This window comes from Pasteurella sp. P03HT, assembly GCF_054052285.1.
This window is the reverse complement of sequence record NZ_JBSIUM010000006.1, coordinates 101,212-119,236: the sequence shown is the minus strand read 5'-3', so window position 1 is coordinate 119,236 and position 18,025 is coordinate 101,212. Positions and strand designations below refer to the sequence as shown.

Sequence of the window (18,025 nt, the reverse complement as noted above, 5' to 3'; positions counted from 1 at the left end):
AAATTTTTGTGATATTTGAAAACGCTTACCTTTAATTTTGACAACTCGGTCACAAAAATAATGGCAAATTATGACAGATTTATCGATTTTGTGATCTAGTTAACAGTTTATTTTTGGTAATTTGCTATCTTATGCCAATCATAAAATGTAACCGTTTTCAGTCGTCGGGAGTATAAAAGATGAGTCATCAAGTATTTGAACCAACTGAACATCCACATCGTCGATATAATCCATTAACAGACCAGTGGGTGCTTGTCTCACCACATCGCGCAAAACGACCATGGCAAGGGCAACAGGAGAAAGTTGCTGAGGATGAAAAGCCAAGTCATGATCCAAGCTGTTATCTTTGCCCGAGTAATAAACGTATTACAGGCGAACAAAACCCAGATTATAAAAAGCCTTTCGTGTTCAAAAATGACTTTTCTGCGTTATTAGAAGATACACCTAACCCAGAAAATACGACAGATCCTTTATTCCAAATTTCAAAAGCACAAGGCGAAAGTCGCGTTATTTGCTTTTCACCTGATCATAGCAAAACCTTACCTTTATTAACAGTCGAAGAAATCACAGAAGTGGTGAAAGTTTGGCAAGACCAGTTGCACGAATTAGGTAAAACGTACCAGTGGGTACAAATTTTTGAAAATAAAGGTGCAGCGATGGGATGTTCAAATCCACATCCACACGGACAAATTTGGGCAAACAGTTTTTTACCAAATGAAGTTGCTCGCGAAGATCAAACTCAACGTGCATATTTTGAAAAATACGGTTCAGTGATGTTAGTTGATTATGCAAAACGTGAGCTGGAATTAAAAGAACGTATTGTCGTTGAAACAGAGCATTGGTTAGCTGTCGTGCCTTATTGGGCAGTTTGGCCATTTGAAACTTTGTTGTTACCTAAAGTACAGGTGAAACGCTTAACTGATTTAAGCGATGCACAAGCACAAGATCTGGCATTAGCATTGAAAAAACTCACAACAAAATACGATAATTTATTTGAGATTTCATTCCCTTATTCTATGGGTTTTCACGCAGCGCCATTTAATCAAGACAATCATGATCATTGGCAATTACATGCACATTTCTATCCTCCTCTGTTACGTTCTGCGACAGTACGTAAGTTCATGGTCGGATATGAAATGTTAGGGGAATCACAACGTGATTTAACCGCAGAGCAGGCGGCGGAAAGACTTCGTGTACTGAGTGATGTGCATTATAAGCAAAAATAAAAGGCGTGATGATGTATTGAGTCGACTCAATGCAAAATAGCGTGAAGAATAAGAAAAACAAATAAAAAGGAATATAACATGACCCCTCAGCAATCAGCTCAAAATTTATTCCAACAAAAATTTCATACTGAGTCTACGCTAAATGTTTATGCGCCAGGACGTGTGAATATTATTGGTGAGCATACCGATTACAATGATGGTTTTGTGATGCCTTGTGCAATTAATTATGGCACAGCAATTAGTGGTAAACCACGCCAAGATAGTCTTTTTCGTGTTTTTGCGGGTGATTTAACTGCGTGGGACGAATTTGATTTAGCGCAACCAATTGTGCCTGAACCTCGTAAAAAATGGACTGGCTATGTACGTGGTGTCGTGAAATTTATTCAAGAACGTTATCCTGCATTTCAGCAAGGCGCTGATTTAGTTATTTCGGGCAATGTTCCGCTATCTGCGGGATTAAGTTCTTCCGCTTCATTAGAAGTGGCAGTCGGTAAATTCTGCCAACAATTAGGGAACTTGGCATTAACAAACACTGAGATTGCCTTGATTGGTCAAAAGGCAGAGAATCAATTTGTTGGCTGTCAGTGTGGCAATATGGATCAGCTTATTTCGGCATTAGGTCAAAAAGATCATTTATTGATGATTGATTGCCGTACGTTAGAAACTGTGCCAACACCGATTCCAAGCAATGTTGCCGTGATGATTGTCAATTCACATGTGAAACATGATTTGGTGGCGGGGGAATATAATACGCGTCGTCAGCAATGTGAGGCCGCTGCGAAATTTTTTGGCGTCAAAGCGCTACGTGATGTGTCACTTGCACAATTTAAACAACGAGAAGACGAATTGACCGCGTTTGATGCAGAAGTTGCCAAACGCGCACGTCATGTTGTGACAGAAAACCAACGTGTATTAGATGCTGTGCAAGCACTCCAAAGTGGAAACTTGGCATTATTAGGTGAGCTAATGGGGCAATCTCATGACTCGATGCGCGATGACTTTGAAATCACAGTACCACAAATTGATTATTTAGTTGAATTAGCACAAGTGGCAATTGGTAAAACGGGTGGTGCTCGTATGACAGGCGGCGGTTTCGGTGGCTGTATTGTCGCTGTAGCGCCTATCGAAAAAGTCGAAGCAGTTCGTCAAATTATTGCCGATAATTATGAGAAACAAACGGGATTAAAAGAGGACTTTTATGTTTGCACCGCATCACAAGGGGTGACGGTATGCTGATGCAAACGGCACAAGGACGCGCACCAGATGGGTTGCCCTTTCAGTTATTTACGCTCACGAATACGAAAGGTATGACCATCCAAGTGATGGATTGGGGTGCGACATGGATGTCATGCAAAGTGCCAGTTAAACAAGTATTACGTGAAGTGTTATTAGGATGTCAAGTTGAGGACTACCTTGTTCAACAAGCCTATTTAGGCGCAACGGTAGGGCGTTATGCTAACCGCATTGCACAGGGACAATTTGTGCTGAATGGTAAAACGATTCAACTGGACATTAATCATGGTCGTCACCAATTGCATGGTGGGACTACAGGATTTAATGGTAAGCGCTGGCGTGTTGCACAGTGCGGTGATCATTTTGTGCGTTTTACACTTTTTTCTGCGGATGGGGATCAAGGCTTTCAAGGTAATCTCAATGTGACATTAACTTATACATTGACAGAAGAAAACTGTGTCGAAGTAAGGTTTGATGCTGAAACAGACCAAGACGGTCCACTCAATTTAACTAACCATGCGTACTTCAATTTAAATGATGCAGATTATGGGGCGGATATTCGTACTCATCATTTGCAATTAAATGCAGACTATTATTTGCCTGTTGATGCAGAAGGCATTCCGAATGGTCCATTAAAATCGGTACAACAGACCAGTTTTGATTTTCGCCGAATGAAAAAAATTGGTCAGGATTTTCTACAAGATGAACAGCTTTTAGTTAAAGGCTATGACCATGCTTTTTTGCTTAATGAAGATAAGAGGCAGACCAGTGCGGTGTTAACCGCCAGTGATGGCTCCTTGAGTCTGCATGTTTCTACTTCGCAACCCGCATTACAAGTCTATACGGGTAATTTCTTAGCTGGGACGCCCACAAGAGTAGCTGCAGTTTATGCCGACTATGCTGGTGTTGCGCTGGAAACACAAGCCTTGCCAGATACCCCAAATCATCCAGAATGGTGGCAGTTGGGGGGGATGGTTCGAGCCAATGAAAGCTATCAACATTGGACCCAATTTAAATTTTTATAATAAGAAATGTGAATTGTAGTGATATTGCCCCGCTGTCTAGGGGCTTTTTTTGCTATTATGTAGGAAATATGTTAATTTTCAAAGGTCAATGTTGACGGAAACTTATTCTAATTTTTATGTTAAACGAAGAACCATCGAATACGAATCAAACTGACGCTTCACACAAGAAAAGTTTTTTTCAATCTTTATTTGGACGATTTTTCCAAGGGGAATTAAAGAATCGCGAAGAGCTGGTGGAAGTGATTCGTGATTCAGAACAAAATGATTTGATTGATCAGGATACGCGCGAAATGATCGAAGGCGTGATGGAAATCGCTGAGTTACGAGTCCGTGATATCATGATTCCACGCTCACAAATTGTTTTTATTCAAACAGATCAAAATCTTGATTCTTGTCTTGATACAATTATTGAATCCGCTCACTCGCGTTTTCCTGTGATTACAGATGAACGGGACAATATTGCAGGCATTTTACATGCTAAAGATCTGCTTACATTTTTGCGTAGTAATGCGGAAGAGTTTGATCTTATGCCGCTGTTACGCCCAGCGGTGATCGTCCCCGAAAGTAAACGGGTCGATCGTATGTTAAAAGATTTCCGTTCAGAACGTTTTCATATGGCAATTGTGGTTGATGAGTTTGGTGCAGTATCAGGGCTTGTGACCATTGAAGATATCTTAGAACAAATTGTTGGTGATATTGAAGATGAGTTTGATGAAGAGGAAGTCGTCAATATTCGTCAGCTTTCTCGTCACACTTATGCTGTACGAGCATTAACTGACATTGAAGATTTTAACCAACAATTCAATACGCATTTTGAAGACGAAGAAGTGGATACTATTGGTGGCGTGGTCATGCAGGCTTTTGGTTATTTGCCAAAACGAGGCGAAGAAATCACTATTGAGAATATCAATTTTAAAGTCACGTCCGCAGATAGCCGTCGCTTAATCCAGTTACGAGTCACTGTTACGGATGAACAATTAGCGGAAATTGAAAAAACGGAAGAAAATAAAGAAGAGTAATCTTACGGAAATCAATAGAACAATTAGCACGAGTCTTTACTCGTGCTTAATTATTTGGAGCAATATGAAAAAAAAGACAATATGGATGTACATCATTGCGATACTTTCTGGTGCATTGGGTGTACTGGCTTTTTCTCCCTTTGACTATTGGGGATTAGCTTATGTTTCTCTTATTGGATTGCTGTTGGTGATTAAAACCTCAGAAAAAAAGACCGCACTGATCGGGGCATTTTTATGGGGACTGAGCTTTTTTACTTTGGGCGTCAATTGGTTACATGTGAGTATTCATCAATTTGGTGGTGCTCCGCTTGTGGTCAGTTACTTACTGGTCGTGTTGCTTTCTGCTTATCTTGCGCTTTATCCCGTACTCTTTGCCTATTTAATACATCGCTTTCAGGTACATAGCGCTGCCTTGTTTCCTGTTATTTGGACGGGGACTGAATTTCTTCGTGGCTGGGTCTTCACGGGCTTTCCTTGGTTACAATTTGGTTACAGCCAAATCGATAGTCCATTTTCACATTTAGCACAATTATTTGGCGTAACAGGCGTGACGTTTTTTGTCATGTGGGTTAGCGCGGTTATCTTGAATATTGTTTTGGCACTATTTGCACGTCCAAGACAGTTTCATGTTGCTGCTATACAAAGCATGTTACTCGTGATTGTGGTTGGGCTCAGTGCTTATACATCACAAATAACATATGTGAAAAAAAGAGAAGAGAGTCGGTTAAATGTGACCTTAGCACAAGGAAATATTGAACAAGATCTGAAATGGGCTCCTGAATACCTTTACCGCACGTTAGCGATTTATCAAAAGTTGATTGCGCAGCACCTAGGAAAAACTGACGTCATTATTTTGCCAGAATCAGCCTTACCAGTGTTAGAAAATCATATTCAACCTTTCTTTGCTAGCTTACAGTCTGCAGCCCAGCAAGCAGGAACGGAAGTGATGATTGGCACAATTTTTCAAGATGAACAGGCAGGTAAATTATTTAACTCGATCGTCGTATTAGGGCATCCTTCACAGCCTTATTCACTTGATACACCTCATCGTTATAATAAACATCATCTGGTGCCTTTTGGTGAATATGTGCCATTGGAAAGTCTGTTACGACCGTTAGGAACCGTATTTAATTTACCGATGTCGGCATTTCAGTCGGGGGAATCACAACAAGCCCCACTTCTCGTGAAAAATAAGCATTTCAGTGCTGCAATTTGTTATGAAATTATTTTGGGGGAGCAGTTACGTCAGAGTCTGCGACAAAATACCGATGTTATTCTGACAATTTCAAATGATGCGTGGTTTGGTGATTCAATCGGGCCTTGGCAACATTTACAAATGGCAAGAATGCGGGCGTTAGAGTTGGGTAAGCCCGTGATTCGTGCAACAAATACGGGGGTGAGTGCATTTATTGATGAGCATGGTCAAGTGGTGGCAAAAGCGCCACAATTTGTGGAAACAACGCTTACTCATGAGGTGATCGCGACAGTCGGGAAGACCCCTTATTCAGTACTTGGAAACCTGCCGATTTATGCCCTCTCTTGCTTATTGCTCTTGATGCGCGGCATAGGGCGTTTACTTCGTCATCGGATATTAAGTACATCAAAACAATAAGCAATAAAAAAGCACTGAATGGTCAGTGCTTTTTTAAATAGGGTATTAGCGACTACGGAAAATAATACGACCTTTATTTAAATCATAAGGTGTCATTTCAATCGTGACTTTGTCACCCGTTAAAATACGGATATAGTTTTTACGCATTTTACCTGAAATATGTGCTGTCACAACGTGACCATTTTCTAATTCAACACGAAACATCGTGTTTGGCAAGGTTTCTAAAATTGTTCCTTGCATTTCAATGCAATCTTCTTTTGCCATTGTTTCCTCTGGATAACGATAAATTTTGACCGCTTGTTGTTTTGCGGGATTCAATAAAAAATACTTGCGGATTATACCGTTTTTGTGCTGTTCAGCAAAGTTTTTATTATGGTGGATGCAAGAACGAGGTAAGATAGGCGATGAAAACGATTTTGTTTTGTGACCATCTCTTAAGGTAGAACAACGATGATAAAAACAATTTTAATTACAGGTGGTGCAGGTTTTATTGGCTCAGCAGTCATCCGATATATTCTTGAAATGACGTCAGATAGGGTGGTAAATGTTGATAAATTAACTTATGCGAGCCATCCTTCTGCTTTAGACAGTGTGAAAGAGAACCCTCGTTATATTTTTGAGCAGGTCGACATCACTGATGCGGAAAAAATTGAGCAGATTTTTACGCAATATCAGCCAGATTGTGTGTTGCATTTGGCTGCAGAGAGCCATGTGGATCGCTCAATTGCAGGTGCAGCCGCATTTATTCAAACGAATGTTGTGGGAACTTATGTTTTATTGGAAGCAGCACGTCACTATTGGACACACTTACCTAAGAATCAACAATCGACCTTTCGTTTTCACCATGTTTCCACAGATGAAGTGTTTGGGGACTTAGCACATGCGGCCCCTGCTTTTACAGAGCAGTCCCCGTATCATCCTAGTAACCCTTATTCAGCGTCTAAAGCATCAAGTGATCATTTCGTGCGCGCCTGGTATCGCACTTATGGTTTACCGATTTTAGTAACGCATAGTGCGAATAATTATGGTTACTATCAATATCCTGAAAAATTGATTCCTTTTATGCTTTCGCAGGCGTTGCAAGGTAAACCGTTAACGCTTTATGGCGATGGACAACAATCTCGCGATTGGTTATTTGTTGACGATCATGCTCGTGCCCTCTATTTAGTTTTAACTCAGGGAAGAGTTGGGGAAACATATAATATTAGTGGTAATGGTGAAAGAACGAATTTGTCCGTAGTGACAGAAATGTGTGCTTTGCTTAACCAATTAAAGCGCTCGGGTCAATTAGCCCCTTTTGAGCATCAACTTAAGTCAGTTGGGGACTTTAAGCAATTAATTACTTTTGTTGCGGATCGACCTGGACATGATGTGCGTTATGCAATGAGTGGTGAAAAAATACAGAATGAATTAGGCTGGTCACCAGAAACCGATTTTAGTTCAGGATTGACTCGTACAGTTATGTGGTACCTCAATGATTTTGCACGGCAAGCATAATATATTTTGCGGGATGGACTACTAAAGTACGGAAAAACTGGTATAGTGGACCGCACTTTATTTTTATCATCACAATACATAAAAGGACATATTATGCCAATGCAAATTACCCTTTCCTACCAAGCCGCCAGTGACGTGTGGGGGAAAAAGGCGCTGTTGAGTTTTAATCAAGAACAAGCCACCATTCATGTCTGTGATAATTCAGAATGCACATTAGTTCAAAAAGCCGCCCGCAAATTACGTGGTCAAGGGATTAAAGACGTGGAGTTAATTGGGGAAAACTGGAATTTAGAAAACTGTTGGGCATTCTATCAAGGTTTTTATACGGCAAAACAAGATTATGCCTTAGCATTTCCACATCTTGATGAGGCGCCGCAAGCTGAATTACTTGCACGTATCCAGTGCGGCGATTTTGTACGTGAAATAATTAATGCACCCGCAGAAGAGATTACACCTATTGAATTAGCCAAACGTGCAGCCGCTTTTATTGAAGAACAAGCAGAAGCGTATGGCGAGAAAAGTGCGGTTCAATTTAAATTGATTTCAGGTGAGGCATTAAAAGAACAACATTACCACGGTATTTGGAACGTCGGACGTGGCTCAGCCAATCCACCCGCGATGTTACAACTTGATTTTAACCCAACAGGCAACCCAGATGCACCAGTATTCGCCTGTTTAGTTGGGAAAGGGATTACTTTTGATAGCGGTGGTTATAGTATTAAACCCAGCGAAGGTATGAGTACAATGCGTACGGACATGGGCGGCGCAGCATTGGTTACGGGGGCGTTAGGATTAGCGATCGCTCGTGGATTGCAGCAACGTGTAAAACTTTATTTATGCTGTGCAGAAAACTTAGTGAGCAGCAATGCGTTTAAATTAGGTGACATCATTCGTTACCGTAATGGTGTGACGGCTGAAATTTTAAATACAGATGCAGAAGGTCGCTTAGTGCTCGCCGATGGACTGATCGAAGCGGATCAACAAAAGCCACAAGTTATTATTGATTGTGCAACATTAACAGGTGCAGCAAAAGTCGCCGTAGGCAATGATTACCATTCAGTATTATCTATGGATGATAAATTAGTTGAGGCATTATTTGCCGCAGCAAATGAAGAGCAAGAACCGTTCTGGCGTTTGCCATTTGCTGAATTGCACCGTTCACAAATTAGTACTGCTTTTGCTGATATTGCGAATACAGGTACTGTTCCTGTTGGTGCAGGCGCCAGTACTGCGACGGCATTTTTATCTTATTTCGTAGAAAATTATCAGCAAAATTGGTTACATATTGACTGTTCTGCCACTTATCGTAAAACGGCAAGTGATTTATGGGCAGTTGGTGCAACAGGCATTGGCGTGCAAACACTAGCACGTTTTTTAGTAAAAAAAGCACATGGTTAAGGAAGGCGTGATGGCAGTAGAAAGAACCTTATCTCTGATTAAACCTGATGCAGTAAAACGGCATTTAATCGGGACAATTTTAAGTCGTTTTGAGCAAGCTGGCTTCAATGTCGTTGGTGCCAAAATGATACAGTTAACTCAAAAACAAGCAGAGGGATTTTATGCAGAGCATGAAGGTAAAGCCTTTTTTGCTGATTTAGTTGCTTATATGATCTCTGCACCAGTTGTTGCGTTAGTATTAGAAAAAGAGAATGCGGTTAAAGATTACCGCGAACTGATCGGGGCGACCAATCCTGAACAAGCTGCAGAAGGTACCATTCGTCGTGAATTTGCTCTGAATGGGCGTCATAACTCTGTGCATGGTTCAGATAGCATTGAAAGTGCAAAACGGGAGATTGCTTATTTCTTTGTTGAAAATGAGCTTTTTTAACCTAGCCACTTTAATGTAATTACCTATTATTTCCTCTATTGGATATATTCAATAGAGGAATTTTTTTTCGCTAAACATTGAAATTTTCATTGAAAGGCGTATTATAGCCATCCAGACGTAGAAATATCTAAATTAATACAATTTAAAGGGACAATATGTCAAGTTACTTATTTACTTCGGAGTCAGTATCAGAAGGGCATCCAGATAAAATTGCTGATCAGATTTCTGATGCGGTGCTCGATGAAATTCTTAAACAAGATCCTAAAGCACGTGTTGCGTGTGAAACCTATGTGAAAACAGGCATGGCATTAGTCGGTGGTGAAATTACGACATCAGCATGGGTTGATATTGAAAATTTAACACGTCAAGTGATTTGTGATATCGGTTATAAGCATTCAGATATGGGCTTTGATGGGCATTCTTGTGCGGTATTAAATGCGATTGGTAAACAATCTTCTGACATTAATCAAGGTGTAGATCGTGAGAATCCACTAGATCAAGGGGCTGGTGACCAAGGAATTATGTTCGGTTATGCGACCAATGAAACGGATGTTTTAATGCCTGCGGCAATTACTTATGCGCATCGTTTAATGGAGCGTCAAGCGAAAGTTCGTAAAAATGGTACATTAGCGTGGTTACGCCCAGATGCCAAAAGCCAAGTTACGCTAAAATATGAAGATAACAAAATTGTTGGGGTCGATGCCGTTGTGCTTTCAACGCAACATTGCGATAGCATTAGCCAAAAAGATTTACATGAAGCAGTGATGGAAGAAATCATCAAGCCAGTCTTACCAGCGGCGTGGTTATCAAAAGAGACTAAATATTTTATCAACCCAACAGGTCGTTTTGTCATCGGCGGACCGATGGGCGATTGTGGTTTAACGGGGCGAAAAATTATTGTGGATACTTATGGTGGGGCTGCACGTCATGGTGGTGGGGCATTCTCTGGTAAAGATCCCTCTAAAGTTGACCGTTCAGCCGCGTATGCAGCACGTTACGTGGCAAAAAATATTGTTGCTGCTGGACTTGCTGAGCGTTGTGAAATTCAGCTTTCTTATGCGATTGGTGTCGCGGATCCAACATCAATTATGGTGGAAACCTTTGGAACAGGTAAAGTGGCAAATGAATTATTAGTGTCATTAGTACGTGAGTTTTTTGATTTGCGTCCATATGGCTTAATTAAGATGCTCAATCTCATTCAACCAATTTACCGTGAAACAGCTGCTTATGGTCACTTCGGGCGTGAACAATTCCCTTGGGAAAAAGTTGATCGTGCAGAAGAGTTAAGAGTGGCTGCAGGGTTAAAATAATTTACTCGTTATCTGAATAAAGGCGGACAAAGTTCGCCTTCTTTTTTTCATGAATAGACAATCAGAAAGCCAGTTTCGTCAGTTAAAAATGCAGGTATTGCGTCAAGTTACACAGTGTTTGCAGCTTGCAGAAACCTATTTCCAACGCCCCTTCCCTATCCCTATTATCAATTATCAAGTTCGTGGGCTAAAAGCAGGTGTTGCATATTTGCAAGAAAATGAGATTCGACTGAACCGCACATTATTATTAGAAAATCGTGAGGAGTTTATTCGTCAAGTTGTTCCTCATGAATTGGCGCATTTGATCGCATACCAATTATTTGGTCAAGTTAAACCTCATGGTGCGGAGTGGAAAAATATCATGATCAATGTATTTCAATTAGAACCGAATGTTTATCACCAATTTGATACGCGTAAGATCATGAAAACGTATTTTCTCTATGAATGTCAGTGTAAGATGCATTATTTAAGTCGTCGACGTCATGATAATTGTCAAAATAAAGGGGCAAGTTATTTTTGTAAAGCCTGTCGAGGAAGATTAATTTATAAAGGAATTTAAATGTAACATTTTGTTTTTAAAATGGATTTATTTTTGGTGATTGGTTGGTTTTATTTTACTCTTCTTATTATAATTTCTGTTAATTATCTTTTCCCTCACTTAATATCATTCTATTTTTTTTATTTTATTCATTGTTTATTTTTTATTCCTGATTTGATTTTGAGCAAGTCATGTTTATTTTTATTACATAAAAATTATTTTTTATGAACAAAGTGCTTAATTTTTATCTTTTATGAATATAAAATAAGCCCGTTATTTGTTGAGGAGTAATAATGAATACTTTTCGACAAATAACCAGTGAAATAATTATATACCATGGAGGAATATGATGAAAAAATCATTATTAGTCTTATCAATTGGAACACTTTTTACTTTAACGGCAAATGCAAATTTTTATATTCAGGCGGATATTGGTGTATCGAAATTGAAAAACCATGCCAAAGCAGTTGAATCTTTTCAATATGATCCAATCATCCCAGTCTCTGGGGCGGTTTCGTCAAATTATGTTGAGGGAGAGATTCCTTTAGATGGAACAACTTATGATCAGCGCTTAAGTTTAGGTTATCAATTTGACCATGTCAGACTCGCTTTAGACTACACTCACTATAGTAAGATAAAGCAATATTACCAACACAATTGGGATTGGGATAATCTAGAATGGTCTAATGTGTTAAAACTTGAATCAACAGGGTTAAGTGCAATTTATGATTTCGATATGGGATCAAAATTTAAACCTTTCGTTGGCATGAGAGTGGCTTTAAACCGTCTTAATTCTCAATATACTTCAAGCCAAACCGCGCCATCTATTAGTTTTTGGTCTGCACCGTATAACGAAAATAATGTGACGGATGAGGATTATTGGGATAATGAAACATTGATTGCAGTTCAAGGGGCTCCTACTCAGCCAATGCGTGAGGTTTCACCAAACCCACCAACCCTTCCTCCTCTACCTAACTACATAGAGAATCAGCCTTCTCCAATACAACCAAAACCACTACCACAACCGTTCTTCCCTGAAGCTGAAGTGATTTCAGAGAAGCATAATTCAACGCTTAATCGAATTGGGGTGGGCGTGTTAATGGGGGCAAGCTACGAGTTGACATCGCATTTAGCTTTAGTTGGCACTGCTGAGTATAACTACTTAGGTAAATTTAATGCAGAGAAAATGCATAACTATAGTTTTAAATTAGGTTTACGTTACGCATTTTAGTATCATCTCATTTTTTGATTAATCAGTTAAATACGGTAAATGATCTTAGGGCTTTACCGTATTTTTATTTTTAATATTTTTCACACTATTTTATTCATATTTCACACTTTTTTTGAAAATACCTGCCAATAAGAATTAGCAATAATCTTGTTAATTTTCATCATCTCTTTCTATTTTGAATAGAATGTAGATTAAAACGTTTACATTTTCTTTAATGTTTTTACTTAAGATTACCGTATTTTAAGTGATTTTTCTTATGTAAACGTTTTCTTTTATGCTTTTTAGTTGTAAAATACGCGCCATATTTGTGGAAATGAAATATTTTGACAAATGGGGATATGAAAAATATAACGTTATAGGAATTAATGATGAAAAAAATATTATTTATCGTATTGAGTAGTCTATTATTGACATTCAATGCACAGGCTAATTTTTATATTCAAGCTGATCTCGGGGTGACTCAATGGAATCGTCAAGCATCTGACCCGCTTATTGATTTAAATACGGCGACTTTTTCACAGCGTATTAGTTTAGGCTATCGCTTTGATAATATGAGAATTGCATTAGAGAAAACACATGTTAATGAAGTTGAAGGTAAATTAGTTTATCAAGTGCCTTATTCATTTGATTCAGAGGTATTTACAGAAAAATTAAAATTAGATTCAACGGGTCTGAGTTTTATTTATGATTTTAAAACCACAACACCTTTTAAACCATTTTTAGGTTTGCGTGTTGCCGTAAGTAAAATGTCAGGTGAATCGAGTGATACCTTTTTATCTTATGGATTCTGGAATGCATCTCATTCTGATATTGAAGTTCCTGCTGATGAAAATACAGGGGTAATTTCTCCTATAGATATTGCAAAAGCGCTTTCACCAAATTCTGATAATTCAGAAGAGGGGGATAAACTTCAAGGCGGGTTATATGTTCCGCTGGATGAATTAGAGCCACATGTGCTTGCTTATGAACGTTACAATACCTCAGTGACACGAGTTGGCGTAGGACTTCTTGCGGGGGCGAGTTACTACTTTACACCAAATTTTGCGCTAGTTGGGAGTGTAGAATATAACTATCTCGGTAAACTGGATGACATTCGAATCAGTAATTATGGAGCAACATTAGGGGTTCGTTACGAATTTTAATGTTGACGTAACTCGTTATGATTAAAAAAGTGCGGTAAAAAACTTGAATTTTTACCGCACTTTTTTGTCTTAAATTTGCTTTCTCTTCTCTTGAAATTTCCTTTTTCGCACTTATATCTGAAAGCACTTGTATTTTAGCGTAATAAAAGGAAATGCTATGTCGAATAATCAAGAAACTCGTGGTTTTCAATCTGAAGTTAAACAACTTCTTCAATTAATGATCCATTCTTTATATTCCAATAAAGAAATTTTCTTACGTGAATTAATTTCAAATGCCTCTGATGCGGCAGATAAATTACGCTTTAAGGCGCTTTCGGCACCAGAATTGTACGAAGGTGATGGCGATTTAAAAGTGCGTATCAGTTTTGATGAAGCAAAAGGCACATTAACCATTAGTGATAACGGTATTGGGATGACTCGTGATCAGGTGATTGATCATCTTGGTACGATTGCAAAATCTGGTACAAAAGAGTTTTTAAGTTCATTAGGGCAAGATCAAGCTAAAGACAGCCAATTAATCGGTCAGTTTGGCGTCGGTTTTTATTCAGCCTTTATCGTGGCGGATAAAGTCAGTGTAAAAACACGTGCGGCAGGTGAAAGTGCGGACAAGGCGGTGCTTTGGGAATCTGCAGGTGAAGGTGAATATTCTGTTGCCGATATTGAGAAAAAAGAGCGTGGTACAGAAATTACCTTACATTTACGCGAAGATGAAAAAGAGTTTTTAAACGAATGGCGTTTACGTGACATCATTAGCAAATATTCCGATCATATTGGTTTGCCAGTAGAAATTCTGACAAAAGAATATGACGATGAAGGCAAAGAAACGGGCATTAAATGGGAAAAAATCAATAAAGCACAGGCGCTTTGGACCCGTTCAAAAAATGAGATTTCTGAAGAAGAATATAAAGAGTTTTACAAACATATTAGTCACGATTTTGCCGATCCGCTGCTTTGGTCACATAACCGCGTAGAAGGTAATCAAGAATACACGAGCTTGCTTTATGTACCTGCAAAAGCACCTTGGGATTTATTTAATCGTGAACATAAGCATGGCTTAAAATTATATGTTCAGCGCGTGTTTATTATGGACGATGCAGAGCAGTTTATGCCGAATTATCTGCGTTTTATGCGTGGTTTAATTGATAGCAATGATTTACCGTTGAATGTGTCACGTGAAATTTTACAAGATAACAAAGTGACAGCTGCATTACGTAAAGCGCTCACTAAACGTTCATTGCAAATGCTTGAAAAATTAGCCAAAGATGATGTGGAGAAATACCAAAGTTTCTGGAAAGAATTTGGCTTAGTGTTAAAAGAAGGTCCAGCAGAAGATTTTGCAAATAAAGAAAGCATCGCGAAGTTATTACGTTTTGCTTCAACGCACAATGACAGTAGCGAACAAACCGTGTCTTTAGAAGATTACGTTGCACGTATGAAAGAAGGACAAAAAGCGATTTACTACATCACTGCGGATACCTATGTCGCTGCCAAAAACTCACCGCACTTAGAGTTATTCAATAAAAAAGGTATTGAAGTCTTATTGTTATCTGACCGCATTGATGAGTGGATGTTGAGCTACTTAACTGAATTTGACGGCAAACAATTACAAACGATCAGCAAAGCAGATTTAGATCTTGGCGATTTAGCTGACGAAGAAAAAGAAGAGCAAAAACAGCAAGATGAGCAATTCTCTTCCTTTGTTGAGCGAGTGAAGAACTTACTTGGCGAACGCGTGAAAGAAGTACGTTTAACTCACCGTTTGACCGACACACCTGCGGTAGTTTCAACTGGCAATGACCAGATGACAACCCAAATGGCAAAATTATTTGCAGCTGCAGGTCAAGCAATGCCAGAGGTGAAATATACCTTTGAATTAAACCCAGAACATAGTTTAGTGCAAAAAGTAGCAGACATTGCTGACGAACAACAATTCGCAGATTGGATCGAATTATTGTTAGAACAAGCAATGTTAGCGGAGCGTGGTTCGTTAGAAAATCCAGTGGCGTTCATTAAACGGATGAACAGTTTATTGGGTAAATTAACAAGTCATTAACGCACAATTTTGAAATATGCTAAAATCCCTAAGGTGATAAATCTTAGGGATTTTCAGTTTAAGGACACAATATGATTACTGTTTATGGCATTAAAAATTGCGATACCGTAAAAAAAGCATTGAGTTGGTTGGCGGCAAATAACATTCCACATCAACTGCACGATTATCGTGTTGATGGCTTAGATAAAGCGTGGCTTGAACAAGCAGAAGCGCAATTTGGTTGGGAGAGTTTAGTCAATAAACGCAGTACGACTTGGCGTAATTTAGCGGATGACGTGAAAGAAAATCTCTCAAAACAGACCGCACTTGAAGTGCTGTTTGAACAACCAACATTAATTAAACGCCCAATTATTTTGCAAGATGGCAAAGCGTTGATTGGTTTTAATGTAAAAGAGTATGAAGCGTGTTTTAAATAAATATTTTGGGGCAGACCGAGCGTCTGCCCTGAATATTTGTTTCCACAAAAGTGCGGTAGAAAAATGAAAAATTCAATTATTGAGTTAGCAAGTGAGTTAATCCGTCGTCCATCGATTAGTCCTGACGATCAAGGTTGCCAACAAGTGATAGCCGAACGGTTGCAAAAATTAGGTTTTCAAATGGAATGGCTACCTTTCGGTGAGACGCTGAATTTATGGGCAAAACACGGTTCAGGATCGCCTGTGATTGCATTTGCAGGACATACGGATGTCGTGCCAGTCGGCGACGAAAAACAATGGCAATATCCGCCTTTTTCGGCAAAAATCGTCGATGATATGTTGTATGGACGTGGTGCGGCTGATATGAAAGGATCGCTTGCTGCAATGGTGGTGGCGGCTGAGGAATTTGTCAAAGCCAACCCAAATCATCCAGGCACGATTGCGCTATTAATTACCTCTGATGAAGAAGCTGCCGCGAAAGACGGCACAGTGCGAGTTGTGGAAACTTTAATGGCACGTAATGAGCCGATTGATTATTGCATTGTAGGTGAGCCATCAAGTTCACAGCAGCTCGGCGATATCGTGAAAAATGGTCGCCGAGGTTCTATCACCGCTAACTTGTATATTCAAGGTATTCAAGGTCACGTGGCGTATCCGCATTTAGCCGAAAACCCAGTCCATAAAGCGTTGTCATTTTTAACCGAATTGACGACGTATCAATGGGATAAGGGCAACGAGTTTTTTCCACCAACTTCGTTACAGATTGCCAATATTCATGCAGGCACAGGCAGTAATAATGTGATTCCAGGGGAGCTTTATGTGCAGTTTAATTTGCGTTATTGCACTGAAGTGACAGATGAAATCATTAAACAGAAAGTGGCTGACATGCTACAAACACACCAGTTAACACATCGCATTGAATGGAACTTATCAGGCAAACCATTTTTAACGGGCAGAGGAAAACTTGTAGACGCAACAATCAGTGCGGTGCAAAAAGTCACAAACAATACACCGCGCTTAGATACAGGCGGTGGCACTTCTGATGCACGCTTTATTGCATTAATGGGCGCAGAGGTTGTCGAGTTTGGTCCACTGAATAAAACCATTCATAAAGTGAATGAATGTGTGGATGTGAATGATCTTGCTAAGTGCGGTGACGTTTATCAACAAATTTTAGTCAATCTTTTGGATAAATCATGCGTATAAATTTTAGTGCGGATCAGCTCACAGGGAAAGTTCGGAGCCATTTGGTTAATTTACCTTGCCCCTTTTCTAACAATCATTTTTTACAGGTGGATGCATTCAAGGCGTTTCAAGGTTTGCAACAAAGTGCGGTGAAAAACGGCTTTAATTTACAACCAGCCAGTAGTTTTCGTGATTTTCAGCGCCAGCAGTTAATCTGGAATGGCAAATTCAACGGCGAGCGTAAAGTCCACGACGATCTTGGAAATCCATTAAATTTGACCGCACTTTCTGACTGGCAAAAAGCACAAGCGATTTTGCGTTGGTCGGCATTACCAGGGGGGAGCCGACACCATTGGGGAACTGAAATTGATGTGTTTGATCCTAATTTATTGCCGACAGATCAAACATTGCAACTAGAACCTTGGGAATATGAAAAGGGCGGTTATTTTTTTGAATTAAGTGAGTGGTTACAACAGAATTTAGCGCATTTTGATTTTACGTTACCGTTCACTCACTTGCCGTCAAATAAAGAAATTGGTTATGAACCTTGGCATATCAGTTATTTGCCCGTAGCAGAGTTTGCCAAACAACAATTTTCAGCCGAGATGTTATTAGCGTCTTGGCAAAATGAAAACATCGCAGGCAAGGCGTGTTTAGAACAACATTTAGATGAAATTTTTCAGCGATTTTTTATTTAAGTTTTATATTGG

Annotated in this window: 17 protein-coding genes; 16 read left to right on the top strand and 1 reads right to left on the bottom strand. The window is 39.4% G+C overall.

Translation table 11 applies throughout. The features are described 5' to 3' along the window. Window positions 1-179 precede the first annotated feature (179 nt). From galT to lnt, 5 genes are all read left to right on the top strand, one after another. A complete protein-coding gene (galT, locus tag ACWIT3_RS06640; RefSeq protein WP_457161969.1) occupies window positions 180-1,226 on the top strand; it encodes a galactose-1-phosphate uridylyltransferase in 1,047 nt (348 codons plus the stop codon). Window positions 1,227-1,304: 78 nt separating this feature from the next. Further along, entirely contained in the window at window positions 1,305-2,462 is a 1,158-nt protein-coding gene (gene galK / locus ACWIT3_RS06635) for a galactokinase (protein ID WP_457161968.1), read from the top strand. Continuing rightward, the gene (gene galM / locus ACWIT3_RS06630) at window positions 2,456-3,484 is read left to right on the top strand and encodes a galactose-1-epimerase (protein WP_457161967.1); all 1,029 of its coding nucleotides are present in this window, start codon (window positions 2,456-2,458) and stop codon (window positions 3,482-3,484) included. Before galK ends, galM begins: the two co-directional genes overlap by 7 nt. Before the next feature lie 116 nt (window positions 3,485-3,600). Next, window positions 3,601-4,503, top strand: coding sequence for a CNNM family magnesium/cobalt transport protein CorC (gene corC, locus ACWIT3_RS06625; RefSeq protein WP_457161966.1), 903 nt, complete (start codon window positions 3,601-3,603; stop codon window positions 4,501-4,503). Between the two features lie 64 nt (window positions 4,504-4,567). Continuing rightward, on the top strand, window positions 4,568-6,115 hold the full coding sequence (gene lnt, locus ACWIT3_RS06620) for an apolipoprotein N-acyltransferase (protein WP_457161965.1): 1,548 nt from the start codon (window positions 4,568-4,570) through the stop codon (window positions 6,113-6,115). Window positions 6,116-6,160: 45 nt separating this feature from the next. Here the strand turns inward: lnt and infA are convergent, their stop codons facing one another. Next, window positions 6,161-6,379 (bottom strand): translation initiation factor IF-1, encoded by a 219-nt coding sequence (gene infA, locus ACWIT3_RS06615; RefSeq protein ID WP_005717339.1) that lies wholly within the window; start codon window positions 6,377-6,379, stop codon window positions 6,161-6,163. A 186-nt stretch (window positions 6,380-6,565) separates the two neighbouring features. Between infA and rfbB the strand changes: the two genes are divergently transcribed. From rfbB to ACWIT3_RS06560, 11 genes are all read left to right on the top strand, one after another. Next, window positions 6,566-7,612, top strand: coding sequence for a dTDP-glucose 4,6-dehydratase (rfbB, locus tag ACWIT3_RS06610; RefSeq protein WP_457161964.1), 1,047 nt, complete (start codon window positions 6,566-6,568; stop codon window positions 7,610-7,612). Window positions 7,613-7,711: 99 nt separating this feature from the next. Further along, entirely contained in the window at window positions 7,712-9,010 is a 1,299-nt protein-coding gene (gene pepB / locus ACWIT3_RS06605; protein ID WP_457162019.1) for an aminopeptidase PepB, read from the top strand. A 10-nt stretch (window positions 9,011-9,020) separates the two neighbouring features. Beyond that, the gene (gene ndk / locus ACWIT3_RS06600) at window positions 9,021-9,440 is read left to right on the top strand and encodes a nucleoside-diphosphate kinase (protein ID WP_457161963.1); all 420 of its coding nucleotides are present in this window, start codon (window positions 9,021-9,023) and stop codon (window positions 9,438-9,440) included. A 155-nt stretch (window positions 9,441-9,595) separates the two neighbouring features. Beyond that, window positions 9,596-10,750 (top strand): methionine adenosyltransferase, encoded by a 1,155-nt coding sequence (gene metK / locus ACWIT3_RS06595; RefSeq protein ID WP_457161962.1) that lies wholly within the window; start codon window positions 9,596-9,598, stop codon window positions 10,748-10,750. 49 nt (window positions 10,751-10,799) lie between these two features. Beyond that, the gene (locus ACWIT3_RS06590; protein WP_457161961.1) at window positions 10,800-11,309 is read left to right on the top strand and encodes a SprT family zinc-dependent metalloprotease; all 510 of its coding nucleotides are present in this window, start codon (window positions 10,800-10,802) and stop codon (window positions 11,307-11,309) included. 325 nt (window positions 11,310-11,634) lie between these two features. Beyond that, window positions 11,635-12,519, top strand: a complete 885-nt coding sequence (locus tag ACWIT3_RS06585) for an opacity family porin (RefSeq protein ID WP_457161960.1) — start codon at window positions 11,635-11,637, stop codon at window positions 12,517-12,519. Window positions 12,520-12,884: 365 nt separating this feature from the next. After that, window positions 12,885-13,661, top strand: coding sequence for an opacity family porin (locus ACWIT3_RS06580; RefSeq protein ID WP_457161959.1), 777 nt, complete (start codon window positions 12,885-12,887; stop codon window positions 13,659-13,661). A gap of 157 nt (window positions 13,662-13,818) precedes the next feature. Continuing rightward, window positions 13,819-15,714, top strand: coding sequence for a molecular chaperone HtpG (htpG, locus tag ACWIT3_RS06575; RefSeq protein ID WP_457161958.1), 1,896 nt, complete (start codon window positions 13,819-13,821; stop codon window positions 15,712-15,714). 71 nt (window positions 15,715-15,785) lie between these two features. Continuing rightward, window positions 15,786-16,130 carry an ArsC family reductase gene (locus ACWIT3_RS06570; protein WP_457161957.1) on the top strand — a complete coding sequence of 115 codons (345 nt, stop codon included), beginning with the start codon at window positions 15,786-15,788 and terminating at the stop codon, window positions 16,128-16,130. A gap of 63 nt (window positions 16,131-16,193) precedes the next feature. Continuing rightward, the gene (gene dapE / locus ACWIT3_RS06565; protein ID WP_457161956.1) at window positions 16,194-17,336 is read left to right on the top strand and encodes a succinyl-diaminopimelate desuccinylase; all 1,143 of its coding nucleotides are present in this window, start codon (window positions 16,194-16,196) and stop codon (window positions 17,334-17,336) included. Then, the gene (locus ACWIT3_RS06560) at window positions 17,327-18,013 is read left to right on the top strand and encodes a M15 family metallopeptidase (RefSeq protein ID WP_457161955.1); all 687 of its coding nucleotides are present in this window, start codon (window positions 17,327-17,329) and stop codon (window positions 18,011-18,013) included. Before dapE ends, ACWIT3_RS06560 begins: the two co-directional genes overlap by 10 nt. Window positions 18,014-18,025: the final 12 nt, after the last annotated feature.

Bases quoted from the DNA above. Each gene is read 5' to 3' on its own strand.
- pepB (WP_457162019.1), top strand. From the start codon at position 7,712: ATGCAAATTACCCTTTCCTACCAAGCCGCCAGTGACGTGTGGGGGAAA.
- ACWIT3_RS06590 (WP_457161961.1), top strand. From the start codon at position 10,800: ATGAATAGACAATCAGAAAGCCAGTTTCGTCAGTTAAAAATGCAGGTA.
- ACWIT3_RS06570 (WP_457161957.1), top strand. From the start codon at position 15,786: ATGATTACTGTTTATGGCATTAAAAATTGCGATACCGTAAAAAAAGCA.
- lnt (WP_457161965.1), top strand. From the start codon at position 4,568: ATGAAAAAAAAGACAATATGGATGTACATCATTGCGATACTTTCTGGT.
- ndk (WP_457161963.1), top strand. From the start codon at position 9,021: ATGGCAGTAGAAAGAACCTTATCTCTGATTAAACCTGATGCAGTAAAA.
- metK (WP_457161962.1), top strand. From the start codon at position 9,596: ATGTCAAGTTACTTATTTACTTCGGAGTCAGTATCAGAAGGGCATCCA.
- galM (WP_457161967.1), top strand. From the start codon at position 2,456: ATGCTGATGCAAACGGCACAAGGACGCGCACCAGATGGGTTGCCCTTT.
- corC (WP_457161966.1), top strand. From the start codon at position 3,601: ATGTTAAACGAAGAACCATCGAATACGAATCAAACTGACGCTTCACAC.
- htpG (WP_457161958.1), top strand. From the start codon at position 13,819: ATGTCGAATAATCAAGAAACTCGTGGTTTTCAATCTGAAGTTAAACAA.
- ACWIT3_RS06585 (WP_457161960.1), top strand. From the start codon at position 11,635: ATGATGAAAAAATCATTATTAGTCTTATCAATTGGAACACTTTTTACT.
- rfbB (WP_457161964.1), top strand. From the start codon at position 6,566: ATGATAAAAACAATTTTAATTACAGGTGGTGCAGGTTTTATTGGCTCA.
- ACWIT3_RS06580 (WP_457161959.1), top strand. From the start codon at position 12,885: ATGATGAAAAAAATATTATTTATCGTATTGAGTAGTCTATTATTGACA.
- galK (WP_457161968.1), top strand. From the start codon at position 1,305: ATGACCCCTCAGCAATCAGCTCAAAATTTATTCCAACAAAAATTTCAT.
- infA (WP_005717339.1), bottom strand. From the start codon at position 6,379: ATGGCAAAAGAAGATTGCATTGAAATGCAAGGAACAATTTTAGAAACC.
- ACWIT3_RS06560 (WP_457161955.1), top strand. From the start codon at position 17,327: ATGCGTATAAATTTTAGTGCGGATCAGCTCACAGGGAAAGTTCGGAGC.
- dapE (WP_457161956.1), top strand. From the start codon at position 16,194: ATGAAAAATTCAATTATTGAGTTAGCAAGTGAGTTAATCCGTCGTCCA.
- galT (WP_457161969.1), top strand. From the start codon at position 180: ATGAGTCATCAAGTATTTGAACCAACTGAACATCCACATCGTCGATAT.